This is a genomic window from Zhongshania borealis (genome assembly GCF_039539625.1).
Taxonomy (GTDB): domain Bacteria; phylum Pseudomonadota; class Gammaproteobacteria; order Pseudomonadales; family Spongiibacteraceae; genus Spongiibacter; species Spongiibacter borealis.
On the sequence record NZ_BAABDM010000001.1, the window covers coordinates 312600 to 337609 of the forward strand.

A 25010-nucleotide genomic window follows, 5' to 3' on the forward strand; every position below is an offset into this window, starting at 1 on the left:
CGTTTCAAAATCCTTCTCTTACCAAAACTTAATTCAGCAGGGGTGTTAGTGCTGGCAGTACCTTCTGTACTATCAGGACTTGGGCATCGGCATTAGGATGTATGCCATCGCTTTGCATCAGGCTGCTATTGGTGGCGATATCGTCGAGGAAAAAATCAACCCATGGCAGATCGTTGGTCTCGGCAATTTTTTTGTAGCTATCGGCAAATGCTTCGGTATAGCGTTTGCCATAGTTCGGTGGGATTTTCATGCCGAGGATCAGGGGTTGGGCGCCGGCATCAATACTTAAATTGATCAATGCTTGCAGGTTTTTACGTAAGTTAATCACCGGGTAGCCGCGCAGGCCATCGTTGCCCCCGAGTTCAATGATGACAATATTTGGTTGATGTTCCGTGAGTAGCGTGGGCAGGCGATTTAAACCACCAGCACTGGTTTCACCGCTAACGCTGGCATTTATCACCGTGTAGTCTGGTGGAATATGTTCGCTAAGCAATGTTACCCAGCCGAGTGCAGGGTCAAAGCCATAGCCGGCGCTAATGCTGTCGCCAAGCACGAGTATGTTTGCTGTCTGTTTGGCGGTGCCGGCGTGGGACAAAGACGTAAGAACAGCCAGAATAAAGCTCAATACCAGTAACAATCGACCGCAGTGATTCGCGCGGGAATTAAATGTAAATACAGGTTTCAACATGATTCGAGTACAAAATCTCTGTAAAACGGTCACCAGCGGTGCCCAGGAACTAGCCATATTGCGAGGGATTAACCTCGAAATCAAGGCGGGGGAGAGTGCGGCGATTATTGGGGTGTCTGGGGCGGGGAAGTCGACCTTATTGGGATTGTTGGCGGGTTTAGACAACGCCAGTAGTGGCGCCATTTTTCTGCACGGCCAAAATATCAGTGTCATGACCGAAGATCAGCGCGCCAGTTTGAGGGCGAAACATGTCGGCTTTGTATTTCAGTCCTTTCAATTGTTGCCGGGTTTAACGGCGCTAGAAAACGTGATGTTGCCGCTTGAGCTTAGCGGTCGCACGGGGGCTGCGGCAAAAGCAAAAACCTTTTTAGACAAGGTTGGCTTGGCCGAGCGCGGCCATCATTACCCTCGGCAGTTGTCCGGCGGGGAGCAGCAGCGGGTTGCACTGGCGCGGGCGTTTGCGGTGGAGCCAGATATTCTGTTTGCCGATGAGCCCACCGGAAATTTAGACGAGCAAACCGGGCAGCGGATTATTGAGTTATTGTTTGAGCTTAATAGTGAGAGTGATACCACCTTGGTGCTTGTGACCCATGAATTGCCGCTTGCGCGCCGCTGTGAACGGCAATTTGTAATGCACGACGGGGTATTGAGTGAAACCTCTCATGACGAGGACGCCGCGCCTGCGGGGCATTCAGAGCAGGGCGCGCTATGACTGGGGTGTTTGCGGCATTACGAAATCTTAGCCGCGCATGGCGAGGCGGCGAGCTGGGCTTGTTGGGCTTTTCACTCTGTTTAGCGGTAGTGATTGTCACCGGTATTGCGGGTTTTTCTGAGCGGCTAAGTGGGGCGATGACGCAGCAAAGTCATCATTTTTTGGCGGCGGACCGGGTACTGAAAGCGCCGCGGAGTGTTCCTGAAAGTTGGTTGATAGCGGCGCAGGAACAGGGCCTGAGAACCGCAAGCGTGGTGAGTTTTCGGTCAATGATCGCTGCGGGTGATGAGATGCAGATCGCCTCAATTCGCGGGGTATCTGATGCCTATCCTTTGATTGGCGAGCTCGGGGTGAGCGATACGCCTTTTGGTGAGGCGCAGCTGGTTAATCGCGGCCCGGTAGCCGGTGAAATTTGGCTGGACTCGCGCTTAATGGCACTGCTGAATTTGAACATTGGTGATATTGCCGCGCTAGGCGAAGCGCAGTTTACCGTCGGCCGGGCCTTGATCAGCGAGCCAGATCGCGGCGGGATGAATGAAATGTTAGCGCCACGAGCGTTGATCAATATCAGTGATTTAGCCGCAACTGAGGTGGTGCAACCGGGTAGCTTGGTTCGCTACCGATATTTGTTTGCCGCGAGTGAGGCGCAGCTCGACAACTACGCGGCGTGGCTCACGCCCCAGCTAAATGCGGGGCAGCGCTGGGAAGACCTCCGTGATGGTCAGCCGGCGCTGGCCAAAACCCTGAAGCGGGCTGAGGGTTATTTATTATTGGCTGCCAGCCTAGGCGTCGCCCTCGCAGGTGCGGCAATTGCCTTGGCGGCGCGACGTTATGGTGAACGCAATACCGACAATGTGGCGGTAATGAAGGCTTTGGGCGCGCGTCGTCGACAAATTTTGTATCGCTATGTTACGCAGTTGGCCTTGCTTTGCTTTGGCGCGATTTTATTGGGCGGCGTGTTTGGCTATGCCTTACAGGAAATTTTATTCAGTAGCTTGCAGGGCTTAATCGATATTGAAATACCCGCGCCGAGTTGGCGGCCGTTTATGGTGGGCGCGATTACCGCGTTCGTCTCGGCTGGGGTTTTTGCCCTGCCGCCGCTGTGGAGTTTGAGCAAAGTGGCGCCGTTGCGGGTCTTGCGTAGGGATCTTGCTGATAATAGCGACGCCTTGCTGGGGAGTGGTTTGATCGGTATTTTTGGTGTTGGTCTGTTGATGTGGTGGTATAGCAACGACATTTTTCTTAGCGGTGCTTTATTAATCGCCAGTATTAGTTTGAGTTTGTTAGCGGCAGCGTTGGTATTGGGTTTAATTTCATTGGCCCGCCGCGCGACTGCCAGCCGGACTCAAGGGGCATTACGTTTAGCCATAGCCGCTATTTTTCGCCGTCGCTATGCCAATGCCTTTCAGGTGGCGAGTTTTGCGCTGGCCCTTATGGCGCTAAGTAGTTTGGGTGTGCTGCGTTCTACTTTATTGGCTGACTGGCAAATGCAGTTGGCGGAGGGCTCGCCGAATCATTTCCTGATTAATATTCAGCCAAATGAGATTGCACCACTGGAGCAATTTTTTCAGCGTCATCAGCTCAGCAATGCCGGCTTGTACCCGATGGTGCGTGGCCGACTTACGCATATAGATCAGCAGATGCTTAAGGATATTGAGGGCATCGATGCCGAGCGCGGCAATGTGAATAGGGAAATGAATCTTAGTTGGGCAAGTGATTTACCCGCAGATAATCACCTTGAAGCAGGAGCGTGGTGGCCAGAGGCAAATTTAACTGACGCGAGCAATATCGCTGTTTCAATCGAGCAAGACCTCGCCGAGCAATTACATGTTCAAGTCGGAAGCGTGTTGAACTTTGATGTTGGCGGGCAGCCCTTGCAAGCTGAAGTCAGCAGTATTCGCAGCCTAGATTGGAGCAGTATGCGGCCCAATTTCTATTTTATGTTTCCGCCGAATAGCTTGGAAAATTACGCCGGAAGTTATATCACCAGTTTCTATTTGGCCGAGGCCGATAAGCGTTTACTAACTGATTTGTTGCGAGCCTTTCCTACCGTGACCTTAATTGAAATCGACGCGGTGATTAAGCAAATGAACACGGTTGTATCGCAGGTAAGTGCGGCTATTGGCTTGGTGTTGCTCTTGGTGGTGATTTGCGCGCTGCTTGTGAGTGTTGCCAATGTGCAGGCAAGTTTGGACAGCCGTCTGCAAGAAAATGCCATATTGCGCACGCTGGGTGCTAGTCGCAAGCTAATAGCCAGTGGTTTGCTGCTGGAGTTCGCTGCAGTGGGCTTGCTCGCGGGGCTGCTGGCCGCTTTGGGCAGCAATATAGCGTTGTACGGCGTGCAGCGTTGGGTTTTGGATATGGATGCGGTTTGGCATTCAGAGGTGTTTATTGTGGTGCCGCTGCTCGGTGTGGTGACGATGGCGGCAACGGGGTGGTTTTACTGTCGAACAGTACTCACCACGCCGCCGCTCTTGGTATTGGGTCGCTTGTAGTTCACAAACTCGGGCAATTTACTCGGCGCTGGTTGGCGCTGGGGTGCCGGCTGTTGGTAGTTTTGAAATGTCGCTGGGGTCAGTGCAAAGGCCGGCGATCATCATGCGCAGTGATTTTTCCGCTTGCAGATCAAGGTCGCGGTGATAACCATAGGTATCGCCGTGATCCAGCATTAGGGTCGCAACGCCGTGTACCGCCGCCCAGACTGTGTGGGCCATTGAAGCAACATCGTCGAGTTGGCGGATTACATCTGTTTTAAAGCCGCGCTCTACACCGGAGCGAACTTTGTAAATGGCTTCGCGACCAGCGGCAAACAGCTCTGGGTAGTCGTTGCGGGGCTGCAATACCGGGCCAAACATCAGGTGGAACATTTCGGTGTGAAGTTTAGCGAATTGCACATACGCTAAACCGAACATTAATAAGCTTAGGTCGGCACGAGGCTCATTTTCACTGGCTTCGCAGACAATAAAAAAGCGTCGAAAGCCTTCGGTGGCCAAAGCGGCGAGTAAGGCATTTTTGTCTTTGAAATGACGGTAGGGCGCTGTTTGTGAAACGCCGATTTCTCGGGCGAGGGCACGTAGGCTCAACTCACCGATGCCGCCGGTAATGAGGTGTTTTTCGGCCAGCGTCATCAACTCTTGGCGTAAATTGCCATGGTGATAACTCGTGCTAGTCGTTGTGTTGGAATCTGTAGTCATATTTATTTCGCCCGTCATTCTCTGGCAATGTTGACAGCGATTATATCTGATGTCATGTGTTTTTTCGGTTTTCTTGGCTAAGTGCCTGCGGCGTTTTATACAAAGCAAATTTTAGGCCGACAATTTTTGCGGGTATTCTAACGAATTATTATCCAGCCGTCTTGGCTGTTTCCGGGCTTTGCTGAAGCACATAGGCGGGCGGTGTTTTCTCGGAGATAATACCTGCTTAGTACCTTTTGTTAGTCGTGTTATAGGGCAGTGGGAATTGAGTATGGATTTACAAATTGACGACAAAGTGTTTTTGGTGGCGGGGGCTAGCAAGGGCTTGGGCTTGGCGATTGCCGAACAATTGTCTCTAAATGGTGCGCGGGTGGCGATTGCCAGTCGGGATACAGCCGCAATTGCCGCGGCCGCCGGAGCCTTGACCGCGCGCAGCGGTAAGGAGGTGCGAGCTTACACCATGGATGCCAGCGACAAGCTGAGTATTCAACAGTGGGTGGCGAATGCACATGCTGATTTTGGCCGCATAGATGGTCTAGTGGTGAATGCGGGAGGCCCGCCCCCCGGGCAGTTTGACGTATTTAGCGACGAAGATTGGCTGGCGGCATTCAATTTAACGCTAATGAGCGCGGTGCGTATGGTGCGTGAAACCCTGCCCCATTTACGCAGTGCCGGCGGCGGGGCGATTTTGACGCTGACCTCATCGTCGGTAAAGGAGCCAATTGATTTTTTGCTGCTTTCGAATGTGATGCGCTCGGGCGTGACTAGCTTGGCTAAGAGCTTGTCTAAGCAATTGGCCGCAGAAAATATTCGGGTCAATAATCTCATCCCGGGTTTGATTGCCACTGACCGGATGCAGAATTTGGATACGGCCCAAGCGAAGGCAAAGGGCATTAGCATTAGTGATCAGCGCAGCCTCAATGAACAGAGTATTCCGTTTGGCCGTTATGGTGAACCGATGGAGTTTGGTAAAGCCGGCGCTTTTTTACTGTCGCCGGCGGCAAGCTATATTACCGGTGCAACCTTGGTGGTAGACGGCGGCACCATGAAGACGGTTTGGTAAGCTCAGTTTGTCAGTCTTTGCCATGTTCCACTCGGTAGAGCAGGTCAATGCTTTGCGTTTCGCCGGACTGGGCTTTTAAACCCAGCGATTTACTCAAGGTATAGTCGAGCTGAATACTGCCGGCCGGGGTGAACAAGTTTTGAACGTAGCTAATAAAGATATCTGGTGTTAAATATTTGCCAACCACCAGTGAACTCTCTTCATAGCTGTCGCCGCCCTGTAAATTTAATACATCCATGCCGAAGGTGTTCTGCAGCGTATTTGTGATGCCCTTGCTTTGCGATATTCCCAGTGAAGTGGCGGCATTCATAACCTGATTGGCGTCGGACTGGCTCATTGCACCCGGTACTTTGCCGGTGATTAACATCGAGATCACGTCGGTGGGAGGCATGACGGGGTCGGAGAATAGATCGCTGCGAATATCCTGGGCGAAACCGCCAATATTAATGCCCACTTGGTAAGTTTCAACTTCGCGCACGGCGGTAATATTTAAGCCCGGATTGTCGACGGGTCCTTGGAATAAAAGCAGGCCGCGCTGAATACTCAGCTCTTGCCCATAGGCTTTGTAAATACCATCGTAAAGCGAAAGACTGCCAAAGGCTTGTACCGACGATTGCGGCTTTTGAACTATTCGTAGCTTGCCGCCAAGGCGGGTGTTTAATCCATAGCCGCCGAACTGGAAGCTGTCATTCAGTGTTATGGTGATTTGGGTGTCTATTTCTCGTTTGTTAGTCGCCGCTACTGGACTTTTACTGCTAATAATAACTTCGTCTGCGGACACGGAACTTGCCTGAGTGGGCAGGGACTTTAGGGTAAATTTACCCTGTGGAATCGTTAGGCTACCGCGTATTTTAAGCAATTCGGCGGCGAGGCTAATCGTGATGTCTGGTGAAATAAGCACATTTGCGTCGGGAAGGTCGACTGCGGTGAAATTTTCTCCGCTAATCATAATATCGCCAATTGGCCCCGTGTTGGGCTTAAAAACACCTTGACCATTTAAGGTGATACGGCCGGTGCCAGAGCTGATGCCTGCGTCGAGCTGCCAGTCGCCAGCGTTGGCCAAGTTCAAGTTTGCACTGCCAGAGTTTAGTGCAAGACCGATAGCGGGCAATTGCATATGGAGGTCGTTTAAATCGACAGCGCCAAGAAGGGTCGGCGTAGAGATAGTGCCGGTAATGGCAAGCGCCGCATTCAGGTTGCCGTCGAGTTTTTCGAGTTCAGGGAAAAAACCGCCAAGCCACAGTAAATTATCAAATTTACTGTCTACTGAACCGGTAATGACACTTGCCGGATCAAGGCCGCTGGTATTTAAGCTGCCAGTCATACTGCCGACGTCGGCAATAGTGAATTGCATTTCACTATTCACTTGACCGTTTTTGAGTTTTGCACTGGCGCTTAAGCTGGCTTGGTGCTCCAGCGCGTCTTCGTCAGCACCCGCCTGGTAGCGGATGACAATGGGCGCAGCTTGCAGTGAAAACTCGCCGCTCAGCTGGTCGAGGCTGCCCTCGACATTGAATTCGCTGTCGACATTACCTTGTATGGATGAGCCTGGTGGCAGCCCCGTGCTAAGGCGATCGAGTGACAGCGCGTGAATATAGCCCTTAAGCGCAAGGGTTTTGTTCTGCATGGCAAAAGCACTACATAGGCTGGCCGGTGAGTCGCCTTGTTCCTGTATTAAACAGAGATTGCCGAGCTTGACGTTATTTCCCGAGATTGATAGCGCACTTTGCTTGGTGGTTTGCCATGGGCCTAATTGCGGATGATTGAGCGCAATGCGCTGAACATGACCTTGCCACGTCATAGGATTGGCTGTGGTTTTAGCTGATTTTGCGCTACTGCCCAGACCTCCAGTCAGATTTAAATCAAGCTGCTGATCGTGATCAGCTAAAGCGAGGTTAAGGGTATGGTTTGTTAATGTGCCGCTGCCTTGCAGTTTAATACTTGCCTTAGATAAAGGTCCCGCACTGAGGTTTGTGGCGTTGAGGTTAAGCGCTACGCTTTGACCCTTGTTTAGGCTGATGTCGAGGTCGGCCGCTTCGAGGGTGTAGCCCTGATATTGGAGTTCACGAGCGTTTAACGTGGTCTTGATCTCCGGTGTGTTGGCGTTGGCTGCCGTTGGCCTTAGGATGCTTGATAAGGGGCCACCGTGTAAGCTGCCCTCACTATAAAGTGCGCCACTGAGCGCAGGCAAAATTTGCTGGAGATCGCGGGCATCTATTTGCCAGCGCAAGGCGCTGGTGTCGGCCAACGTGCCATCTAGCTGCACGTGGTTGTCGCCTAGCAGCAGCTTGATTTGATTAAATGCTTGGCCGCGTTCGTTCAACGCAATAGTGCCTTTACCTTGTACTGGCTTAGCTAAAAATTCACCACTGAGACTGACGATTTCTACATTCGCTTGATACTGATCACCTTGCCACTGGCCGCTGCTATTTAGCTTAGCCGATACCCGCGCTGGCCATTCGGGCAACAAGCGGCTGCTGTCGATATCGCTCGCGTCTAGCGCGAGCTGCCAGCTCAGTGTCGACGCAGAGCTAGCGTCGGACTTGTCGATAAAATTATTGGCATTTACCTTACCGGTGAGGAGTAATTCGCCCGCTGATGTTTTTGCTGCGAGCTTGGCAATGGCAATGTTGAGTTGTTTGCCATTGATCTTGGCCGTCAATTGGCCGGGTTCACTGAATAGGGTAGCGAGTATGTTTGCGGCTCCCGGCAGTGAATGTTGAGGTGAATTCGATAGGCTGTCGTCTAACGTTTTTTCAGCAGATGGCGCTGTGACTTTGGTGTCTAACCGCAGTTTATAATCTTGCCATTCGCCGTCGATGCTTAGGCTGCCGCTGCTGATTAATGGTGTATCCGCTAGGTGGCTATTCGCGGGTGATTTAAAGTTTTGCCATTGATTACTGATGCTGACTTGGATTGCTCTGTAGTCGATGCTCATCGTCTTGGCATCGAAGGGCAGGTGAATCTCCGCTTGGGTGTCGAGTGCTGACGGTTGGGTTAATTTGTGGTTTAGTTGTAAGTTGCTCAGGTCCCCGCGGAGTTTGGCTTCGCCGCTGAGCTGGCCGATGTCGTCGAGGAGCGTCGCCCACTTTAAATTTAGGTCTAGAGCATACGGCGGCTTATTTTTGATTTGGCCGCGTAAGCTCAGCTGCTGCGTTGGTGTTTGAATATTAAAGGTTTTAATTTTGCTGCTCAGTAAGCCTAGCACCGCGCTGAGTTTTATTTGTTCAATAAGCTGCTCGCTTTCGTTGCCGGTTTTGTCATTTTGAATAATACGTAGCTGACTGATACTGACATCTTCTATAGCGACTGAAATCGGTAAGCCTAAGTTTGGCCAAGGGCTAGGGGCGGCTGAGCTATCTGATTCGACCTGTGTTTCGCTGGTGCTGAGTCGTATTGTTAGGTTGTTAAGGTGGATCGTATGTATTGGCAGGCGCCCGCTTAATACGCCCCATAAATTCCAGCTGCTAGTTAATTGTTCAAGGCGAATGTCTGCGCCGTCTAAGGGAAGGTGCAAACCCTGCAGCGAGATCCCGCGCGCCAAGCTACCACTGTAAGAATTAAACTCCGCCTCTGGCGATGCCAGCGCCAGGCCGCGATGTAGCAGCCAATCGCTGCCCCGCTGGGTATCTAATATGAGATAGAGACTGGCCACGCTCAGCACCGCAAGGGCAATGAATGCGAAAATATAGCGACCGAAAATAGCGATCATAAATCCGGTCCCATCGATAGGTGAAAATGAAATCCGCCGTCTTTAAGCGGAAAGGCAAAATCGACCCGCACTGGTCCAATTGGCGATAACCAGCGCAAGCCGAAACCGGCGCTTTCGTAAAACGTAAAATCGCTGGTATCAAAGGCATTGCCGGCATCGTAAAACCCGGCCAGGGCAAAGTCTCCCCAAACCCGGTAGTCGTATTCAACGCTGCCGGTTAGGCGATGTTTGCCGCCCACTACTTCGCCGGTAGCGTCTTCTGGTCCTAAGGTTTCGTAGCCGTAGCCGCGCACGCTATTGTCGCCACCGGCAAAAAAGCGTAGCGAAGCAGGTAGTTCTGAGAAATCATCTAGAGTGGTAATACCCAATCCGCCTCGGCTGATAAGGCGACCGCCCCACAAGGGAAATATCCATTTGGTGTCGAGCTCGGCTTGCGCCAAACTTAGGTCAGACGCTACGCCCTCTAGGGCGCCGCGCACGGCGGTATTGATTCGCCAGCCTCGGCTTGGGTAGCGGCGGTCGTTGGCTTCGCTGCGCGACCAGGCAATACCTGGCATGAGTAGGGTCGAGGTGTTACTTACGTCAGCAATATCGTAGTCTTCTCGCAAAAACTTGAGGCTCAGGGTTTGAATCCAATTGTGATTTTGCAGTGAAATAAGGGCGACTTCAGCGCGGTAACTGGTGCTGTCTGATGTGTCGGTTTTTTTGCGCTCAACCCCGGTTGCCCACTGCAGTTTGTCGGTGAGGGGCTTGTCGCCGGGTAGAGTGTATTGAAAGCTAAGATTCGACAATACCGGCGAATACTGGCTGGCAATTTGATAGGTGTCGCCGTCGGCATTGACGCGCCTATTGCGAAGGCCGTAGCTGACGCGTGGTCCTGTGTCGGTGGATGCGCCAATGCCTGCTGTCGTCTCGTATTTGCGCTTCTCTGCAGTCGTCACGCTGAGGCCAACGGTGTGGGTTTCTGGGCCAGGATTGTCTTGGTCGATACTGACCGAGGAAAAGTAGTTACTGCTGATTAAGTTATTTTGCAGTTGGACAATTTTCGTTGATTCAAAGGCGTCGCCAGACTCGAAGGGAACGTAGCGCTCAAGCAAACTGGTGTTGAGCAGCGATGGCCCAAAGTTTATCTTGCCGAAGGTATAGGGCGTACCGCTGTCAAATACCAAAATAACAGCGGCGCTGTGCTTATCAATGTCGACTTCTAGGCGGTGCTCGACGAACTTGCCGTCAATATAGCCGGCATTGCGGGCGCGCTGATGTATGGATTTTTTGGTGCTTTCGTAGAGGTCGTGTTGTATAGGGTCGTTTATGGCGATAGGGAGCTTTGCCAAGTACTGGGTGAACAGCGGGTCGTTCGCCCCTGCGCCGACCACGTTTACATCTAACTTTGTAATCAGGGTTTGCGGTCCGGGGGTCAAATTAAGCTTGAGCAGCCAGCATTCGCCGGCCTCAGTATTGTTTGGCTGGGCTTTGTTACTCAGTTTTTTTACCGTAGAGCTAAGCGGATTATTTTTAAGTATCGTCGGCTTGTAGGTGACGCGCTCGCGGCGCAGCTCCCAAGTGCCATGGTAATAACCTAGGGCGCGCATGGCATCGGAAATTTTGTCGTCGCTACCACGTAAACGGCTTCTTAAGCGCAGTTCGGTCGTGTCGCAGAGAATATCGCTGAGGTCCAAGTGAGCGCGAATATTTGTTTGCAGCTCGCTTTTACCGCCGTCAATTTCTAAGCTGGCGAACGCTGCTGCCCAGCTGGGTATAGTCCATAATAGAGCGCAGAGCAGCGTTATGGGAATACTGGCTTGGCGTGAAGTCGGTTTAAAAATGAAGGCTCTATGCATAAATCCTGACATTGCCTATTGTGTAAATGCCGCACCTAGTGCGGGGACGATTTGTTATGCTGACCTCGGCTTAAGGATAGTCGCCCTTACCTAGAAAACCACATTTAAGGTGGAGCGAAGGGTGGTTTTAGCGTCGCGCCGCGCATTTTAGCTGCCTGCGGCTGATTGTGATACGTACTGGATGATTTTTAGATTTATTACTTTAAATTTAATTGCGCTATTTTGGCGACATTAAGGCGTGATTTCATTTTCATGTAGACAAGCTGTACATGCTGTAGCATAGAGTGGCGTTGTGCTGATTTGTAATATGGCGCGAGCCACGAGATTGGACGATTCATGAAACGTTTATTATTGCCGTTAACGGCGTTGCTGCTATCTGACGCCTTGCTGCTTCTTGCTCACGGTATGATGCTGACCTTGCTGCCGCTACGGGCGGAAATTGAGCAATTTAGCGCCACGGAAATCGGCTTTACCGCCTCGTGTTACTTTGTTGGCTTTGTGGTTAGTAGCCTTATTACCCCGCATATTGTTCGTCGAGTTGGTCATATTCGCAGCTTTGCGGTCTTGGGCTCGGTTTTTTCCGCCATTGTATTTCTATTTCACGCGTTGCCGGTGTTTGAAGTTTGGTTGGTGCTGCGCTTTATTTTGGGTTTTTGTATCTCGGGTTTATACATGGTAATCGAGAGCTGGCTCAATGACCGCGCTACGCGTGAGACCCGGGGTACATTGCTGTCGACTTACACCGTGATCAATTTAAGTATGATTATTTTAGGTCAGCAAATGATCAACTTTGCGGAGCCTTCTGGGCCGATGCTATTTGGCCTTGCCGGCGTATTGTTGTCCTTGGCAATTGTTCCCGTGTCACTAACCTTGACCTTAGCACCGGCGCCGATGCAAATCGTAAAATTGGATTTTAAGCGCCTTTGGCAATTGTCCCATGTTGGTATGGAAGGCGCGGTGTGCAGCGGTTTAATTACGGGCGCATTTTGGGCCTTAGGCCCGGTTTACGCGCGTGGCTTAGGGTTAGATACCGGGCAACTAACCTTGTTTATGAGTGGCGCGGTATTAGGTGGAGCGCTGTTTCAGCTGCCCTTGGGCCGGCTGTCTGATTATTATGACCGGCGCCTAGTGCTGTTTTTTACCAGTCTGTTTGGCGCGGTAGTGTCGCTAATACTCGCCTTTGTTCCCACGAGTGGGAATTTCTTATTACTCCTTGCGCTGCTGTGGGGTGCCTCAGCAATGACAATGTACTCAATCTGCTTGGCACACACATCCGATAACGCGGAGCCTAGCGACTTTGTGCTGATAGGTAGCGGTATATTGTTCATCTTTGGCGTTAGTTCGGCATTGGGTGCGCCACTGGCCTCGTTACTAATGTCCTTGCTGGGTCCGCAGGGCTTGTTTGTATTTTCTGCGCTGAGTTTGCTTGGCTTTACCTTAGGCATTGCCATCCGGCGCAAGTCTCACACAATGCCGATTATTGATGAAACAGAGCCTTTCCGCCCCGTGTCGGTGACCTCACCGGTTATATTTGAGCTCGATCCGCGTATGGATGAAGATGCTTTGGTTGGCTCAGAGACAGACTCCGGTGGTGATAGGCCGCCAGACGGGCCAGCGGTTTAAAGCGTGAAGTAGCGAGGTTGTTATGCCCAGTTCTCCTCGGCTACTTGTACCTCTAAAAATTGGACAAAGGCTTTAACGCGCGGGCTGGACATGTAAGCACGTGGTCGATGATCCGTGGGTGGGTATTCCCTTTGCATAGTGTTCAGTTGCGTCGCTAAATGCCTAGTATTTTGCGAATCGGCTGACTATTTTTATATCTTATTATTGCTCGCCAGAAAAAAGTTGTTTAGAAACAGTGGGTAATGGGTTTACTCTCTAATTTTTTAGTGCGGCGTAATAAATGCAACGCTATTGGTATCTATACCTTAGTGGAGTAGTAGTAATGAGCGATTCATCTGCAGAAAATCCTGGCCAGGGCCTTGTACGAGTGTTGGTTGTGGAAGATAGCCGAGTCGAGAGAATGCGTTTGCAGGCGATTTTGCAGTCGATGGGTATGACGCCGATTCTCGCTGAAAATGCGATCGAAGCCCTGCGGTTTTTAAAGAAGCATGAAGTGGATATCGTGCTCTGTGATTGGTTAATGCCAGAAATGACCGGCTTGGAGCTTTGTCAGCGGCTCGCGGGCGACGACGATTTAGGTCGGCCCTACTTTATTATGTTAACGGGGCGCAATGCGTCGGTTGATTTGATCGCGGCTATGGACGCTGGTGCTGATGACTATCTTGCCAAACCGGCATGGCGTGAGGAATTGCGTGTGAGATTGCAGGCTGGGGTTCGTTCACTTCGTCGCTTCAAAAACAGGCCTTCCTTGCCGAAGTTACCGGGTTTGGTTAGTGTTGATAGCAAAGCCTAGTGCAGTAGGAGTATTGAAGCAGACTTAAAGAGCGCTGTACAAATTATTAATGCGTGTGATGGCGGCTTAGGTCAGCGAGTATGGCGGGTCCAGGTGTTTTTAGTGTTATTCGTATGCACGCAGATGGCTCGCGGAAAAGCCATCTGCGTGGTGTTGTCGCCACCAAAATTCCTAACTAATAAACTGTACCGTGTCGGCTAGCGGTGCGCGATCCATGATCACTTTGTTTATCTGTGCGCCAACTTCTTCGTAGCCAAAGGAAAGCCCGCAAATAATGCCATTGCCTTCTGGGATGTTGGCGATCTTTTTGACTTCATCTGGGTAAAAGGCGAGCGCGCCCTGTGGGCAGCTAGCCAGTCCGTGTTCAACTAATACTAGCATGAGAGTTTGAAGGTAAATGCCGACATCAATTGCATTGACTGGGCCCATGCTGGTCGGCATGGAAATGAAGGCGACATGGGGTGCGCCAAAGAACTCCCAGTTTTTCATCATAAGCGCAAAGCGCTTGTCTTTTTCGTGGCGCTCGATGCCCATGGTACCGTAGTAACCAAAAGCGCATTGGTATTGGCGGTCTTTATAGTCACCGGTTAGGCCTTGGTCGCCGGGTGGAAAGGCTGGAGAGGGCGCTTTGCCCGCGCTCATTTCTGCAAAAATAGCCGTTTGTAAGTCGATTCTTGCTTGGCCAGAAACCACGACAATATGCCAAGGCTGGGTATTGCAGTTCGAGGGTGCCAAGCTTGCGGTAGTGAATATTTTCTCGAGTAGCTCGGGTGCGACCGGGTCTGGTTTAAAGCCGCGAATTGAACGGCGCGCCGAGATGGCATCTGAGACATTCATGGTGTGCATCCTGTGTTACCGAATAAAGTAATGTAAGTTTTCAGTGAAAACAAAAGAGTTAAGATAAGGTATTTTTAAACAGCTGTCACCGCTGTTTTTATTCTGTGTTTTGTGGTGCTGGTTTTTATTGGGGCACAAAAAAGGCGACCCGAAGGTCGCCTTTTATACTTGCTTAAGTCTTAAGGAAGCAAGTGTTTTACGCCGTCGCGCTCTTCAGCGAGCTCTTGCTCAGAAGCTTGCATTTTTGCGCGGCTGAAGTCATTCACGTCAACGCCTTGAACAATTTCCCACTCGCCATCTTTGCAGCGGCAAGGGAATGAGTAAATCAGGCCTTCAGCAATGCCGTAGCTGCCGTCGCTGTATACACCCATAGAAACCCAATCGTCGCCTTCGGTGCCCAGTGCCCAGCTGCGCACGTGGCCGATTGCGGCGTTAGCTGCAGATGCGGCAGAAGATGCGCCACGGGCTTTAATGATGGCTGCGCCGCGCTGTTGAACAGTCGGGATGAAGTCGCCTTCGAGCCATGCTTGATCAACCAGATCACTCGCTGTTTGGCCAGAAACTTTGGCATTGAACAGATCTGGGTACTGAGTCGCAGAGTGGTTGCCCCAAATGGTCATATTGCTAACGTCGTTTACAGTTTTGCCAGTTTTGATAGCAATCTGAGTCATGGCGCGGTTGTGATCCAAGCGGGTCATAGCAGTGAAGTTGCGTGGGCTGATTGATGGCGCGTTACGCTGAGCGATTAGGGCGTTGGTGTTAGCTGGGTTACCAACAACCAATACTTTGATGTTTTTGCTGGCGTTCTGATCAATGGCCTTGCCTTGAACAGAGAAGATTGCTGCGTTTGCTTCGAGCAAATCTTTACGCTCCATGCCAGGACCGCGTGGACGGGCACCAACAAGTAGGGCGTAGTCGGAATCTTTAAAGCCAACATTCGGGTCGTCAGTACAAACAACACCGGCTAATAATGGGAATGCACAGTCTTCAAGCTCCATGCGCACGCCTTGCAGGGCATCCATTGCTGGAGTGATGTCGAGCAGGTGCAAAATAACGGGCTGATCGTCGCCCAACATGGCGCCAGAGGCGATACGGAAAAGTAGAGCGTAGCCAATTTGGCCGGCTGCACCGGTAACGGTGACGCGAACTGCTTGTTTCATGGGGCGATTCCCTTTGTGATGAGTGGCGAAAATTTTGAGCGGGTGCGATCGGATGTGGATTACACAGTCCGACATGCACCCGTGCCGGGGTCTGGCCGTGTCCAATACACCTCGTGCCAGCTGATTTTGGCGCGCTAATGATAGTCATCTCGACTGCAGATTGCCAGTGCCGCCGGCCTGCGAGGGCAAATACGGTCGTTTATTTTATAGTCTGGCGATTAGATTGCTTACTTTGTAGCCGCATTATTGGCGTTTCTATATAATGCTGGGCCCCAGATTACGATTGATTTGTGTGCTATGTCCAGTTTGCCAAAGCTCGAATTCAACAAGCTCCAGAAACGTTTGCGCCGCCATGCCGGTCAGGCGATTGACGATTATAAAATGATCGAGGAGGGTGATCGGGTGATGGTGTGCCTGTCAGGGGGCAAAGACAGCTACACCATGCTGGAAATTTTAATGAACCTGCAAAAGAGCGCGCCGGTGAAATTTGAGCTGGTGGCGGTCAATATGGATCAGAAGCAGCCGTTCTATCCAGAGCATATTCTGCCGGAGTACCTCGACGGGCTCGGTATTGAGTATTACATCGTTAACAAAGATACCTATTCGATCGTTAAGCAAAAAATCCCGGAAGGTAAAACCACTTGTGGTCTTTGCTCGCGGCTGCGTCGTGGCACCCTGTACGCCTTTGCTGAAGAGATTGGTGCGACTAAAATCGCCTTGGGTCATCATAAAGACGATATTGTGCAAACCCTGTTTTTAAATATGTTTTACGGTTCGCGCCTGTCCGGCATGCCGCCAAAGCTCCTGTCTGACGACAAGCGCAATATTGTCATTCGGCCGCTGGCCTATTGCCGTGAATCGGATATTGAGGCGTTTTCTCAATACAAAGAATTCCCCATTATTCCCTGTAATCTCTGTGGTTCGCAGGAGAATTTACAGCGGCAGAATATTCGTAAAATGCTGCTGGATTGGGAAAAACAGGACGGCAGTCGCATAGAGAAAATTTTCTCGTCAATGCAGAATATTGCCCCCTCGCAAATGGCCGACGCTGAGTTATTTGATTTTGCCAGCCTCACGATAGATCGCAGTGGTGAACGCAAAGAATACGGTTTTGACTCCTCGCAAACGGTTGACTCTGGCGGCGTACCTTTGTCATCTAGAAGCGATTACATCGAGATCACTCAGCTTTAGTTGCTCCTTCAGTAGGCCTGTCCGTTAAGTATAGCGGCCTGTGGCTAGCGTATTGGCGCTGGCCCATTTTCTGCATTATCCCCTTTCCATAGACCGTAAAACCTAGAATTACCTCGGTTGTACGGTTTTTTGTCAATAATATGACGGATGACGTTGGGTGTTATTGGTGGTTTGTCAAAAAAATGACGAATTCAATATGAAAGGTGGTGGAATGCGCGGTGCTTAAAGAAGGATGGGCAGATAAATTAATAACGGGATTGCTCTCGGTGTTATTACTGGTTGGTGGCGGCTTGGTCGGTCAGGCCGTTTGGCAGTGGGCCAATAGCTCGCAAGTACAAACTTATGTAGATACAAGTCCGCTTGGTGACGATTTAAGTCAGCGTGAAATGCAGTTGCAACGCCAGTCAGCTCAACTGATTGAAACACTGCTGGCGCCAGCGGATTTTCGTCTGGCGGTGTTAATCGATGACACTAAGTTCCGCGCTAGGCAGCTTACTCTCCTCGTTAACCGTGCGACGCCGGATGAAGAGCTTGAAAAAAGCCTGCAAAACATCCTCTGGGCTGGCTTGGCTCTGCAGAAAGAGCGCGGTGATCGTATTATTGTTAAGTCATACGCGTTTGCCGCCTTGAACAGTGGTAAAGCAGGAGTAGACGCATTTCGCGTGCCGCAGTTACTACTTCAGCGCGCTATTGCTGGGGGCGGTCTACTGGCGCTAGTGTTGCTCGGTTTTTGGTTTAAACGTCTGCAACGTGGCCGCGAAAACGCCGCATTACAGCAGGCCAATGACTATCAAACGCAGCTGCTTGAACTGAAGTCGATGGCAAGGCATGAGCCTGCGCGCGTTGCAGGGGTGTTGAGTGCTTGGTTAAACGATGAGCAGCTCTGATATGGTAAACGCTGGCTCTGTCGCGCTGTCTAGCACGGAGCAAGCAGCAGCACTGCTAATGTCCTTGGATAAGGAAGATGCCGCGGCAGTAATGCGCGCAATGCCACCGCGTGATTTACACCAGCTTGCGGTGGCAATGACGGCCCTATCAACGCCAAATAACGCCGAGTTTTTGTCAGTTTTACATCGCTTTCATGTCGATGTGAGGGGGTTTTCTGGGGTTCGGCCGGGGGCCAGCGATGCGGTGCGAGGCCTACTTGAAGAGGCGTTGGGTGATGAGCGTGCCAAATTAGTCAGCGACCGCTTGGCATTTCATGGTGAGTCCAAACACATTGCTAAATTAAAATGGCTAGATGCCTCAACCATTGCCGGCATTATTCATCGTGAGCACCCCCAGATACAAACCGTTGTGATTGCATGTTTAGAATCTCGCCTGGCGAGTGAGGTTTTACTTCAATTTGAAGAAGCTAAGCGCGTTGATATTTTGGCGCGCTTGGCCTCCCTGAAATCCCTAACGCCGGCGGCATTGCTTGAATTGGATTGGCTGCTGGAGCAGTACTTTAATGACCTTGGTCGCCCGGTTGGTCGAGTTTTGAAGGGCCGCAATATGGCCGCCAATTTATTAAATGAATTGGATGTAGGAACCGAGAGTGCGTTATTGAATGGCTTACGCTCCGCTCAGCCGGAAAGTGCTGCGAGTGTCGAGGAGTTGATGTTTGGTTTTGCTCAGATTAGTAATATGGCTGCGAGAGATATGTCGATATTGCTGGCACAGCTGGCGCCAGAAGTTCTAGCGCCGGCCATGCGTGGCGCGGACGCAGAACTGCGTAAGCAGCTGCTTGCCTGTTTGCCTGGGGAGAAGTTGGCGGCGATCACTGCGCTTGGCTCGCGCTTTAGTGCTGCTGAAATTGCGTCGGCGCGAGCCGAGATCGTTAGCATTGCAAAACAGATGGCGGCAGTGGGTGAAATAATACTCGATGCGCGTAAAATAGACGTGTTTTAAGGTCTTGAACGCAGTGATATTGAACGCTGTGGGGCCGAGCGTTGCATAAGGCGTATAAATGAAATCTTTGGATTTAAGTCTGTTAGCAGAATTGCGTGAATTTATGGACGCCGATGTCCATATTTTAATAACAGAGTTTGAAGCTGATACGCGGGAGCGATTGATTCAGATTGCGCAAGCGATAGAGAACCATGATGCAGAAACGTTAAGGCAGACTGCTCACAGTTTAAAAGGCGGCGCGGCAACTCTAGGGGCATTGAGTCTGTCACAACAATTTCGTGGGCTGGAATTGCGGGGTCGTGATGCCAGTTTTAGTGGTATAGAACAGGACTTTGGAAATACCCAGCGCAGCTTTGAAGAGGCCATGGTGTCGCTTAATAAATGGTTGCTACAGAGCTAAAACGCTAGATTCTGCTTACGGTGTCAATAAACTGACACTAGAGTTTTGTAAGTTGTTGATATTATTATAATAATTAATTGGCGTAGCCTTTGCATTGCGAGTAGCGTTACTTCTTGTCAGTGCTGACTGGTGTACCTACCTATGGTTAAAGATTTACTGTCCCAGGCCGAGATCGATGCTCTGCTAGCCAATGTGCAAGCGCAGGATTTTCGTGCGGAGAATGCCGAGGCGCCTGCGCAAGCTTTTGATCTGGCTAGTCGGCGGCAGCCCAAAAAACGTCGCCTGCCGGGCTTGGAGCAAATTAATAAGCGGTTTGCCGAGCGATTTAGAGACAGTATTTCCGATGTTTTGGGACAAGGCGTCGATGTTATCGCGCTGGATTTGCAGTTTTTACCCTATAGCGAGTACCTCCATTCGCTCTATGTTCCCACCAGTTTAAATTTGCTGCGCGTGCATCCGCTGAAAGGAGCGGCAATGTTGGTCTTTGATGCGCGCCTTGTTTTTAGATTGGTCGATATGTTTTTTGGCGGCAGTGGCGGGCAGGGTAGCGCTGACGGGCGAGACTTTAGCCCTGTTGAGCGCAGGGTGCTATCTCGCTTAGTTCAGCGCGCACTCGGCGATTACCAGCAGGCCTGGACTTTGGTGCAGGATGTGCAGTGCGAGGGTTTTGCTATGGAGGTTAACCCCGCCATGGCGGCAATTGCCGCCAATGCTGAAACCGTGGTGTTATGCCGTTTCCAAATAGAGCTAGAGGGTGGTGGTGGCGGTGAGTTTCATATTACTTTGCCGCAGTTAATGTTGGAGCCAGTACGGGAACAGTTGAGTAGAAGCGAAAGTACCGATCAGGCGGTAGACGATCCCTACTGGCAAGCCGCTTTGCGTGATTCGCTGATGGAACTGCGGGTGGCGACGCGTTGTACCATAGCAGAGCCTGTGTTGAGCTTGCGCGAAGTCGCGAGCATGAAGGTTGGCGATATTATTCCACTGGGGGCTGGTCAGCGTTCGGTGTTAAAAGCAGGTGGTATTGCCATGGCTAGCGCAAGTTTGGGCGTAGCTAATGGTCAGTTGGCCCTTAAAATCATTTAGTTATGAGCGTCATGTAATGAATAACTCGCGTAGAGAGAGGCCCAATGGATAATCAAGAAGAATTGCGCCGCCAGCGCCGCGCATTAAAAGAAGAGATTGAAGCAGCTGATCTTGGTGCCGGCGCGCCGCGCACAGAACCGCCGCGGGAAGCGTTTCAGGGTGCGGGTGCGTTCCAGAGTGCTGGTGCGCGGCTCAGGGATCGCAAGCCCGTGGCGCCGGACTTGGATATGGTGCTTGATATTCCGGTGCGTATCACGCTTGAAGTTGGTGGTGCCGATATGCCTATCCGAGATTTATTGCAGTTGCATCAGGGCGCCATAGTTGAATTAGATCGACAGGCCGGTGAACCGCTTGATGTTTTAGTTAACGGTACCTTGGTCGCCCGTGGCGAGGTTGTTGTTGTCGAGGATAAGCTCGGGATAAGGTTAACCGAAGTCGTAAGCCCAGCAGAGCGCTTACAGTCCTTACGGTAAGATCAGGATGATTGCATGAAACACCGCCTTATATTTATCAGTAAGTCGCCGGCCAATCTCCAAGAAGTTGCCTGTATGCTTGATCAGCCGCACTTAACGGGTTGGCGCTGGTGTGTGGTCAGCAAGCATGCCGCGGATGTTCAGCGTTTGGGTGTGCCGGTGGCGCCAGTGACGCTACTAAGTAATTTATACGGCCGGGCATGGCGCGGCGGGTTTTGGGGTTTTCTACTTGGCTGTTTATTAGTGATGATCTTTACGGCGGTCTTTAAGCTAGAAGAAGGCTTGGCACGTGCGATACTTTTTAATTCCCTACCGTTAGGCTTTTTGTGTTTTGGCGCATGGGAGGGTGGGTTTGTTGGCCTGACCGAAGATAATCCAGATTTAAAAGATTTCCAGCCCGAGGTCGATGCGGGCCGCTTGGTGCTTTTAGTGGATGTGCAAGATATTGATCAGCGTCTTGTTAAAAAAATCATGGCTATGTGTAATGTAGAGCAAATCGCGGATTACTCTAGGCGGCTGCCCTTTATGCAGTGGCAAGTCAATGCCGTACCCACGGCGGGGGGCGCGGCGTGAATCGGCGGCCAGTGCAAGTTATCGCGGTGAGTGGCGGCAAAGGCGGTGTAGGAAAAACCAATGTTGCGATTAATCTCAGTATTGCCTTAGCCGAAGCTGGTAAGCGCGTCGTTATTCTGGACGCTGACTTTGGCCTGGCGAATATCGATGTGCTGTTGGGTTTGCGCAGTAGCAAAACCATCGAAGATGTACTTTCCGGTGACTGTTCACTGCAGGAGGTGATGTTGACGGGGCCAGCGGGGATTAAAATTATTCCAGCCTCCTCAGGCACCCGCCGACTAACAATGCTCTCGAGTCTTGAACATGCGGGCTTAATTCGCGCTTTTAGTGATATCGCTGAGCAGTTAGACGTACTTATTGTCGATACCGCCGCGGGCATCTCAGATTCGGTTGTGAATTTTGTTTGCGCCGCGCATGAGGTTTTGCTTGTGGTTTGCAATGAGCCAAGTTCGATCACAGATGCCTATGCCATGATCAAATTGCTGAATCGGGATTTTGGTCGCAGTCGATTTCGTATTGTGGCCAATATGGTGGCTGACGACGCCGAAGGGCTGCAATTGTTTGAGACGCTGAATAGCGTGTGTCGACAGTTTATTGATGTGGCGCTGATTTATACTGGCGCGGTCCCTTTTGATCAAAATTTGCGTGACGCGGTACGCCAGCGACGCCCAGTGATACTAAATGCGCCGAGCAGCGTCTCCGCGAGAGCCTTGCGGGCGCTTGGCAATAAACTGCTTGCTTGGCCCTTGCCTAGTCGGGTCGAGGGGCACTTATTGTTTTTTGTTGAGCAATTAACCGCAATGGATGTGAGCAATCGCGCTGCAGTTGAACATAACTATGAATGATCGCTCGGATAAATTATCGTCGCCTAACCCCTTCGGCTACAATCAGGAATCGAGTGATCCGGCGTCGCCAACGTCGGGCCTGCGCAGTGAAATGCGGATTTTGGTGGTGGAGGACTTCTCTACCATGCGGCGAATTATCCGCAATTTGCTTGGTGATTTAGGCTACCACTACGTTAGCGAGGCTGATGATGGTTTGGCGGCCTTGCCTATGCTGCACAATCAGCAGTTTGATTTCGTTATTACGGATTTGCTCATGCCGCATATGTCGGGCTTAGACCTGTTGCGCGCAATTCGTGCTGATCGCCGGCTTTGCCATATCCCTGTATTGATGATTACCGCCGATGCGCACCGTGAGCAAATTATTGAGGCTGCCGAAGCAGGCGTTAATGGTTATATCGTTAAACCCTTCACTGCAGCGATGCTCGAAAGCAAAATTACGCGTATTTTTGCCAGAGTCGGCAGCTAAGATAACTGCCGAGATTGTGACCGGTCTTACAGTCGCTTAGCGCTTATTTGTACATAATAAAAAGAATGAGTGGTCGTCTCGCAAGCGTAGTAGCGAGATCTAAGTGAGTACGGTGTGAATAGAATCGAACATGAAGGCATTATGGCGATCTTTTTGGCGGAAGCCGAAGAGATTGTCCAGCGCTTATCCGAGCAATTAGCTGAATTGCAATATGGCTATGACGGTCAGCGCGTCCTTGACGATATTCATCGCGGATTTCACACGCTGCATGGCGGCGCCAGCGTACTTGGCCTGCCGGAGCTCGTAGAGTGCGCGCAGTTATCTGAGCGCTTAATGGAGCGCCTGCGGACCCGCCGCTTGTCCTTGAGTCCAGGAGTCGTTTCGCTGATTTTAAATGCCGTGACGGCGATTGAAGTCATGCTGGCCCGGCGTATTAATCATCAGCCGCCTGAATCGGTAAGTGATGAGCTAAAGCAGCGTTTGATTCGGGCTACTAACGGCAGTGATAAATCAGCAAATACCGTTGTATCAACGCGCTCCGATGCTGATTCGATGGGTTTGTTCTTCGACGGACGGCTAAGTCAGCGCAAGTCTGGCTCTGATGTGCGGCTGGAGGCGTCGGCGATGATCAAGTCTGATACCGCCGCGCAAATCACCGACGACGAGTTTGAAAATATACTCGATACGCTCTACGGCAAAGGCCGCGGGCCGACATCGCTTCGTCCTAACGATCGCAGCGCAGCGTCTGCTAGCGTTGATGTTGAGACCTTAGCTCGGCCAGCGGCGCAGAGTGCCGCGGCTACCCCGAGTAACGACGACAGTATTGCTCATTTGGTTCAGGAGCTCTGCTGGGTGCGAAATCGCTTGATGCGCTTTCAGGACCTCGATCACAAAACGGAGCTCGATAAAGCCTTGGCATACCTCGATTTGGTTACTCAGGATTTAGAAACCTGGTTGGGTGAGCGAGCCAAGCCTCGTTAGCGCACTGCAAATTTCTCGGTGACGTCTCCTTAATTATTAAATTTGCGCAATGCCAGCGCTGTTTTGCCACTATATTCCGCTTCTCTTCGTATATACTTGCAGCGTTTTGACAGATGCTGGGGCCCGCGCGATGTTGGCCTGCTACAGGAGTGATTTTGGCGGATACGGGGCTGGAGGTAAGACAACTCTACAGTGAGCGAGATGATCGCGTACTGTTCGGCGATCTGTGCTTTACGTTAAATGCCGGTGACGTGCTGCAAATTGCCGGGCCTAATGGCAGCGGTAAAACGAGCTTGCTACGAATATTGGCAGGGTTATCGAGCCGCTATCAGGGCGACATCCTTTGGCACAATAATTCGCTGAACCAGCAACGCGCGGACTACCTTCAACAGCTTCTCTATATTGGTCACGGCGCTGGGATTAAAGCTGGCTTGAGCCCACTCGAAAATTTGCGCTGGTCTTGTGCGCTACGCGGTTTACAAAATAACGATAATCAAATCCGTGAGGCTTTGCTTAAAGTTGGTTTGCGCGGATTTGAGGAACAAGCCTGTTATAGCCTGTCTGCTGGCCAACAGCGGCGTGTGAATCTTGCTAGATTATTTTGTATTCCCGCGCAGCTCTGGATCTTGGATGAGCCTTTCACGGCGATTGATCAACGTGGCGTGGCAGAAATAGAAGCGTGGATCAGCGACTTTGCCGACGGTGGCGGGACAGTTTTATTAACAACCCATCATCGCCTTGGGATAAGTCGTCCCCTGCGGGTCATTGAACTCGGGGAGGGCTCATGAGCTTATTCAGCTTAGGGCTTGCTGTACTGCGCAGAGATCTACTTGCTGCCGCGCGACGCGGCAGTGAATGGTCGAACCCGCTGGTGTTTTTTATTATGGTGTGCGCGCTTTTTCCGCTGGGGATCGGCCCGCAACCGGAGCGCTTGGCCGAACTGGCGCCAGGTATTTTGTGGGTAGTGGCCTTGCTGGCCTCATTGTTGGCCAGCGATACCGTATTTCGCAGCGATTACGACGATGGCACGCTAGAGCAGATGCTGTTGAGCCACCAAGCTCTGTACCCACAAGTGATTGCAAAAACGCTCGCGCACTGGCTGCTAAGTGGCTTGCCCTTGAGCTTACTTTCGCCGCTACTCGGTGTTTTGCTGCATTTACCTATGGCGGGGATGGGTGCCTTAATGGCCAGCTTGGCGTTAGGCAGCGCGGTATTGAGTTTTATTGGCGCCATCGGCGCCGCGCTCACCGTAGGGCTGCGGAAGGGCGGGTTGTTGCTGTCACTAATCATTCTACCCTTATATATTCCTGTGCTTATTTTCGGTAGTAGCGCGGTGAAATCGGCTGTCGAGGGTGGTTTGTATCTTCCGCAGCTGGCTATGTTGGCCGTATTTTTTCTGGTCTCCTTGGCCTTGGCGCCACTGGCGATATGTGGCGCCTTGCGAATCAGTGTCGATCAGTAGTCGCGCTTTGTATCTGGTAT

At 51.4% G+C, this 25010-nt stretch carries 23 protein-coding genes; 17 read left to right on the forward strand and 6 right to left on the reverse strand.

Features of this window, described 5'->3' with window-relative positions:
- Positions 1 to 28: 28 nt before the first annotated feature.
- Positions 29 to 688, reverse strand: coding sequence for an arylesterase (locus ABD836_RS01495; protein ID WP_344931950.1), 660 nt, complete (start codon positions 686 to 688; stop codon positions 29 to 31).
- Here ABD836_RS01495 and ABD836_RS01500 point away from each other — a divergent pair.
- Together ABD836_RS01500 and ABD836_RS01505 are read left to right on the forward strand one after the other, a co-directional pair.
- Positions 687 to 1400: an ABC transporter ATP-binding protein gene (locus tag ABD836_RS01500; RefSeq protein ID WP_344931951.1), complete on the forward strand. Its 714-nt coding sequence runs from the start codon at positions 687 to 689 to the stop codon at positions 1398 to 1400. The genes ABD836_RS01495 and ABD836_RS01500 overlap by 2 nt on opposite strands.
- Entirely contained in the window at positions 1397 to 3895 is a 2499-nt protein-coding gene (locus ABD836_RS01505; RefSeq protein WP_344931952.1) for an ABC transporter permease, read from the forward strand. Before ABD836_RS01500 ends, ABD836_RS01505 begins: the two co-directional genes overlap by 4 nt.
- Before the next feature lie 18 nt (positions 3896 to 3913).
- On the opposite strand, the gene ABD836_RS01510 is transcribed toward ABD836_RS01505, so the two are convergent.
- On the reverse strand, positions 3914 to 4594 hold the full coding sequence (locus ABD836_RS01510) for a TetR/AcrR family transcriptional regulator (RefSeq protein ID WP_344931953.1): 681 nt from the start codon (positions 4592 to 4594) through the stop codon (positions 3914 to 3916).
- A 271-nt stretch (positions 4595 to 4865) separates the two neighbouring features.
- Between ABD836_RS01510 and ABD836_RS01515 the strand changes: the two genes are divergently transcribed.
- Positions 4866 to 5657: an SDR family oxidoreductase gene (locus ABD836_RS01515; protein ID WP_344931954.1), complete on the forward strand. Its 792-nt coding sequence runs from the start codon at positions 4866 to 4868 to the stop codon at positions 5655 to 5657.
- Between the two features lie 10 nt (positions 5658 to 5667).
- On the opposite strand, the gene ABD836_RS01520 is transcribed toward ABD836_RS01515, so the two are convergent.
- A complete protein-coding gene (locus ABD836_RS01520; RefSeq protein ID WP_344931956.1) occupies positions 5668 to 9369 on the reverse strand; it encodes a translocation/assembly module TamB domain-containing protein in 3702 nt (1233 codons plus the stop codon).
- Positions 9366 to 11210: an autotransporter assembly complex protein TamA gene (locus tag ABD836_RS01525; protein ID WP_344931959.1), complete on the reverse strand. Its 1845-nt coding sequence runs from the start codon at positions 11208 to 11210 to the stop codon at positions 9366 to 9368. The genes ABD836_RS01520 and ABD836_RS01525 overlap by 4 nt, the downstream gene beginning before the upstream one ends.
- A gap of 336 nt (positions 11211 to 11546) precedes the next feature.
- Here ABD836_RS01525 and ABD836_RS01530 point away from each other — a divergent pair, with 336 nt between their 5' ends.
- On the forward strand, positions 11547 to 12833 hold the full coding sequence (locus tag ABD836_RS01530) for an MFS transporter (protein WP_344931960.1): 1287 nt from the start codon (positions 11547 to 11549) through the stop codon (positions 12831 to 12833).
- A gap of 322 nt (positions 12834 to 13155) precedes the next feature.
- A complete protein-coding gene (locus tag ABD836_RS01535; RefSeq protein ID WP_344931961.1) occupies positions 13156 to 13626 on the forward strand; it encodes a response regulator in 471 nt (156 codons plus the stop codon).
- 171 nt (positions 13627 to 13797) lie between these two features.
- Here ABD836_RS01535 and ABD836_RS01540 read toward each other — a convergent pair whose 3' ends face one another.
- Both ABD836_RS01540 and ABD836_RS01545 read right to left on the reverse strand, forming a co-directional pair.
- A complete protein-coding gene (locus tag ABD836_RS01540) occupies positions 13798 to 14463 on the reverse strand; it encodes a nitroreductase (protein WP_344931962.1) in 666 nt (221 codons plus the stop codon).
- A gap of 179 nt (positions 14464 to 14642) precedes the next feature.
- Complete coding sequence (locus ABD836_RS01545) at positions 14643 to 15623, reverse strand: malate dehydrogenase (protein WP_344931964.1); 981 nt, start codon at positions 15621 to 15623, stop codon at positions 14643 to 14645.
- A gap of 297 nt (positions 15624 to 15920) precedes the next feature.
- Between ABD836_RS01545 and ttcA the strand changes: the two genes are divergently transcribed.
- The 12 genes from ttcA to ccmB all read left to right on the forward strand — a co-directional run bounded on the left by ttcA (position 15921) and on the right by ccmB (position 24990).
- Positions 15921 to 16814, forward strand: coding sequence for a tRNA 2-thiocytidine(32) synthetase TtcA (gene ttcA / locus ABD836_RS01550; RefSeq protein ID WP_344931966.1), 894 nt, complete (start codon positions 15921 to 15923; stop codon positions 16812 to 16814).
- 218 nt (positions 16815 to 17032) lie between these two features.
- Positions 17033 to 17701, forward strand: a complete 669-nt coding sequence (locus ABD836_RS01555; RefSeq protein WP_344931968.1) for a hypothetical protein — start codon at positions 17033 to 17035, stop codon at positions 17699 to 17701.
- The gene (locus tag ABD836_RS01560; protein WP_344931969.1) at positions 17688 to 18704 is read left to right on the forward strand and encodes a flagellar motor switch protein FliG; all 1017 of its coding nucleotides are present in this window, start codon (positions 17688 to 17690) and stop codon (positions 18702 to 18704) included. Before ABD836_RS01555 ends, ABD836_RS01560 begins: the two co-directional genes overlap by 14 nt.
- Before the next feature lie 58 nt (positions 18705 to 18762).
- Positions 18763 to 19104, forward strand: a complete 342-nt coding sequence (locus tag ABD836_RS01565) for an Hpt domain-containing protein (protein ID WP_344931971.1) — start codon at positions 18763 to 18765, stop codon at positions 19102 to 19104.
- Positions 19105 to 19245: 141 nt separating this feature from the next.
- Positions 19246 to 20190, forward strand: coding sequence for a flagellar motor switch protein FliM (fliM, locus tag ABD836_RS01570; RefSeq protein WP_344931973.1), 945 nt, complete (start codon positions 19246 to 19248; stop codon positions 20188 to 20190).
- 44 nt (positions 20191 to 20234) lie between these two features.
- A complete protein-coding gene (fliN, locus tag ABD836_RS01575) occupies positions 20235 to 20663 on the forward strand; it encodes a flagellar motor switch protein FliN (RefSeq protein ID WP_344931975.1) in 429 nt (142 codons plus the stop codon).
- Between the two features lie 15 nt (positions 20664 to 20678).
- Complete coding sequence (locus ABD836_RS01580; protein ID WP_344931977.1) at positions 20679 to 21236, forward strand: hypothetical protein; 558 nt, start codon at positions 20679 to 20681, stop codon at positions 21234 to 21236.
- Positions 21233 to 22081, forward strand: a complete 849-nt coding sequence (locus ABD836_RS01585) for a MinD/ParA family protein (RefSeq protein WP_344931979.1) — start codon at positions 21233 to 21235, stop codon at positions 22079 to 22081. The genes ABD836_RS01580 and ABD836_RS01585 overlap by 4 nt, the downstream gene beginning before the upstream one ends.
- A 91-nt stretch (positions 22082 to 22172) precedes the next feature.
- Complete coding sequence (locus ABD836_RS01590) at positions 22173 to 22547, forward strand: chemotaxis response regulator CheY (RefSeq protein ID WP_425583014.1); 375 nt, start codon at positions 22173 to 22175, stop codon at positions 22545 to 22547.
- A gap of 114 nt (positions 22548 to 22661) precedes the next feature.
- Positions 22662 to 23528 (forward strand): Hpt domain-containing protein, encoded by an 867-nt coding sequence (locus ABD836_RS01595; RefSeq protein ID WP_344931980.1) that lies wholly within the window; start codon positions 22662 to 22664, stop codon positions 23526 to 23528.
- 155 nt (positions 23529 to 23683) lie between these two features.
- Complete coding sequence (gene ccmA / locus ABD836_RS01600; protein ID WP_344931981.1) at positions 23684 to 24316, forward strand: cytochrome c biogenesis heme-transporting ATPase CcmA; 633 nt, start codon at positions 23684 to 23686, stop codon at positions 24314 to 24316.
- Positions 24313 to 24990 carry a heme exporter protein CcmB gene (gene ccmB, locus ABD836_RS01605; RefSeq protein WP_344931982.1) on the forward strand — a complete coding sequence of 226 codons (678 nt, stop codon included), beginning with the start codon at positions 24313 to 24315 and terminating at the stop codon, positions 24988 to 24990. The genes ccmA and ccmB overlap by 4 nt, the downstream gene beginning before the upstream one ends.
- Positions 24991 to 25010 lie beyond the last annotated feature (20 nt).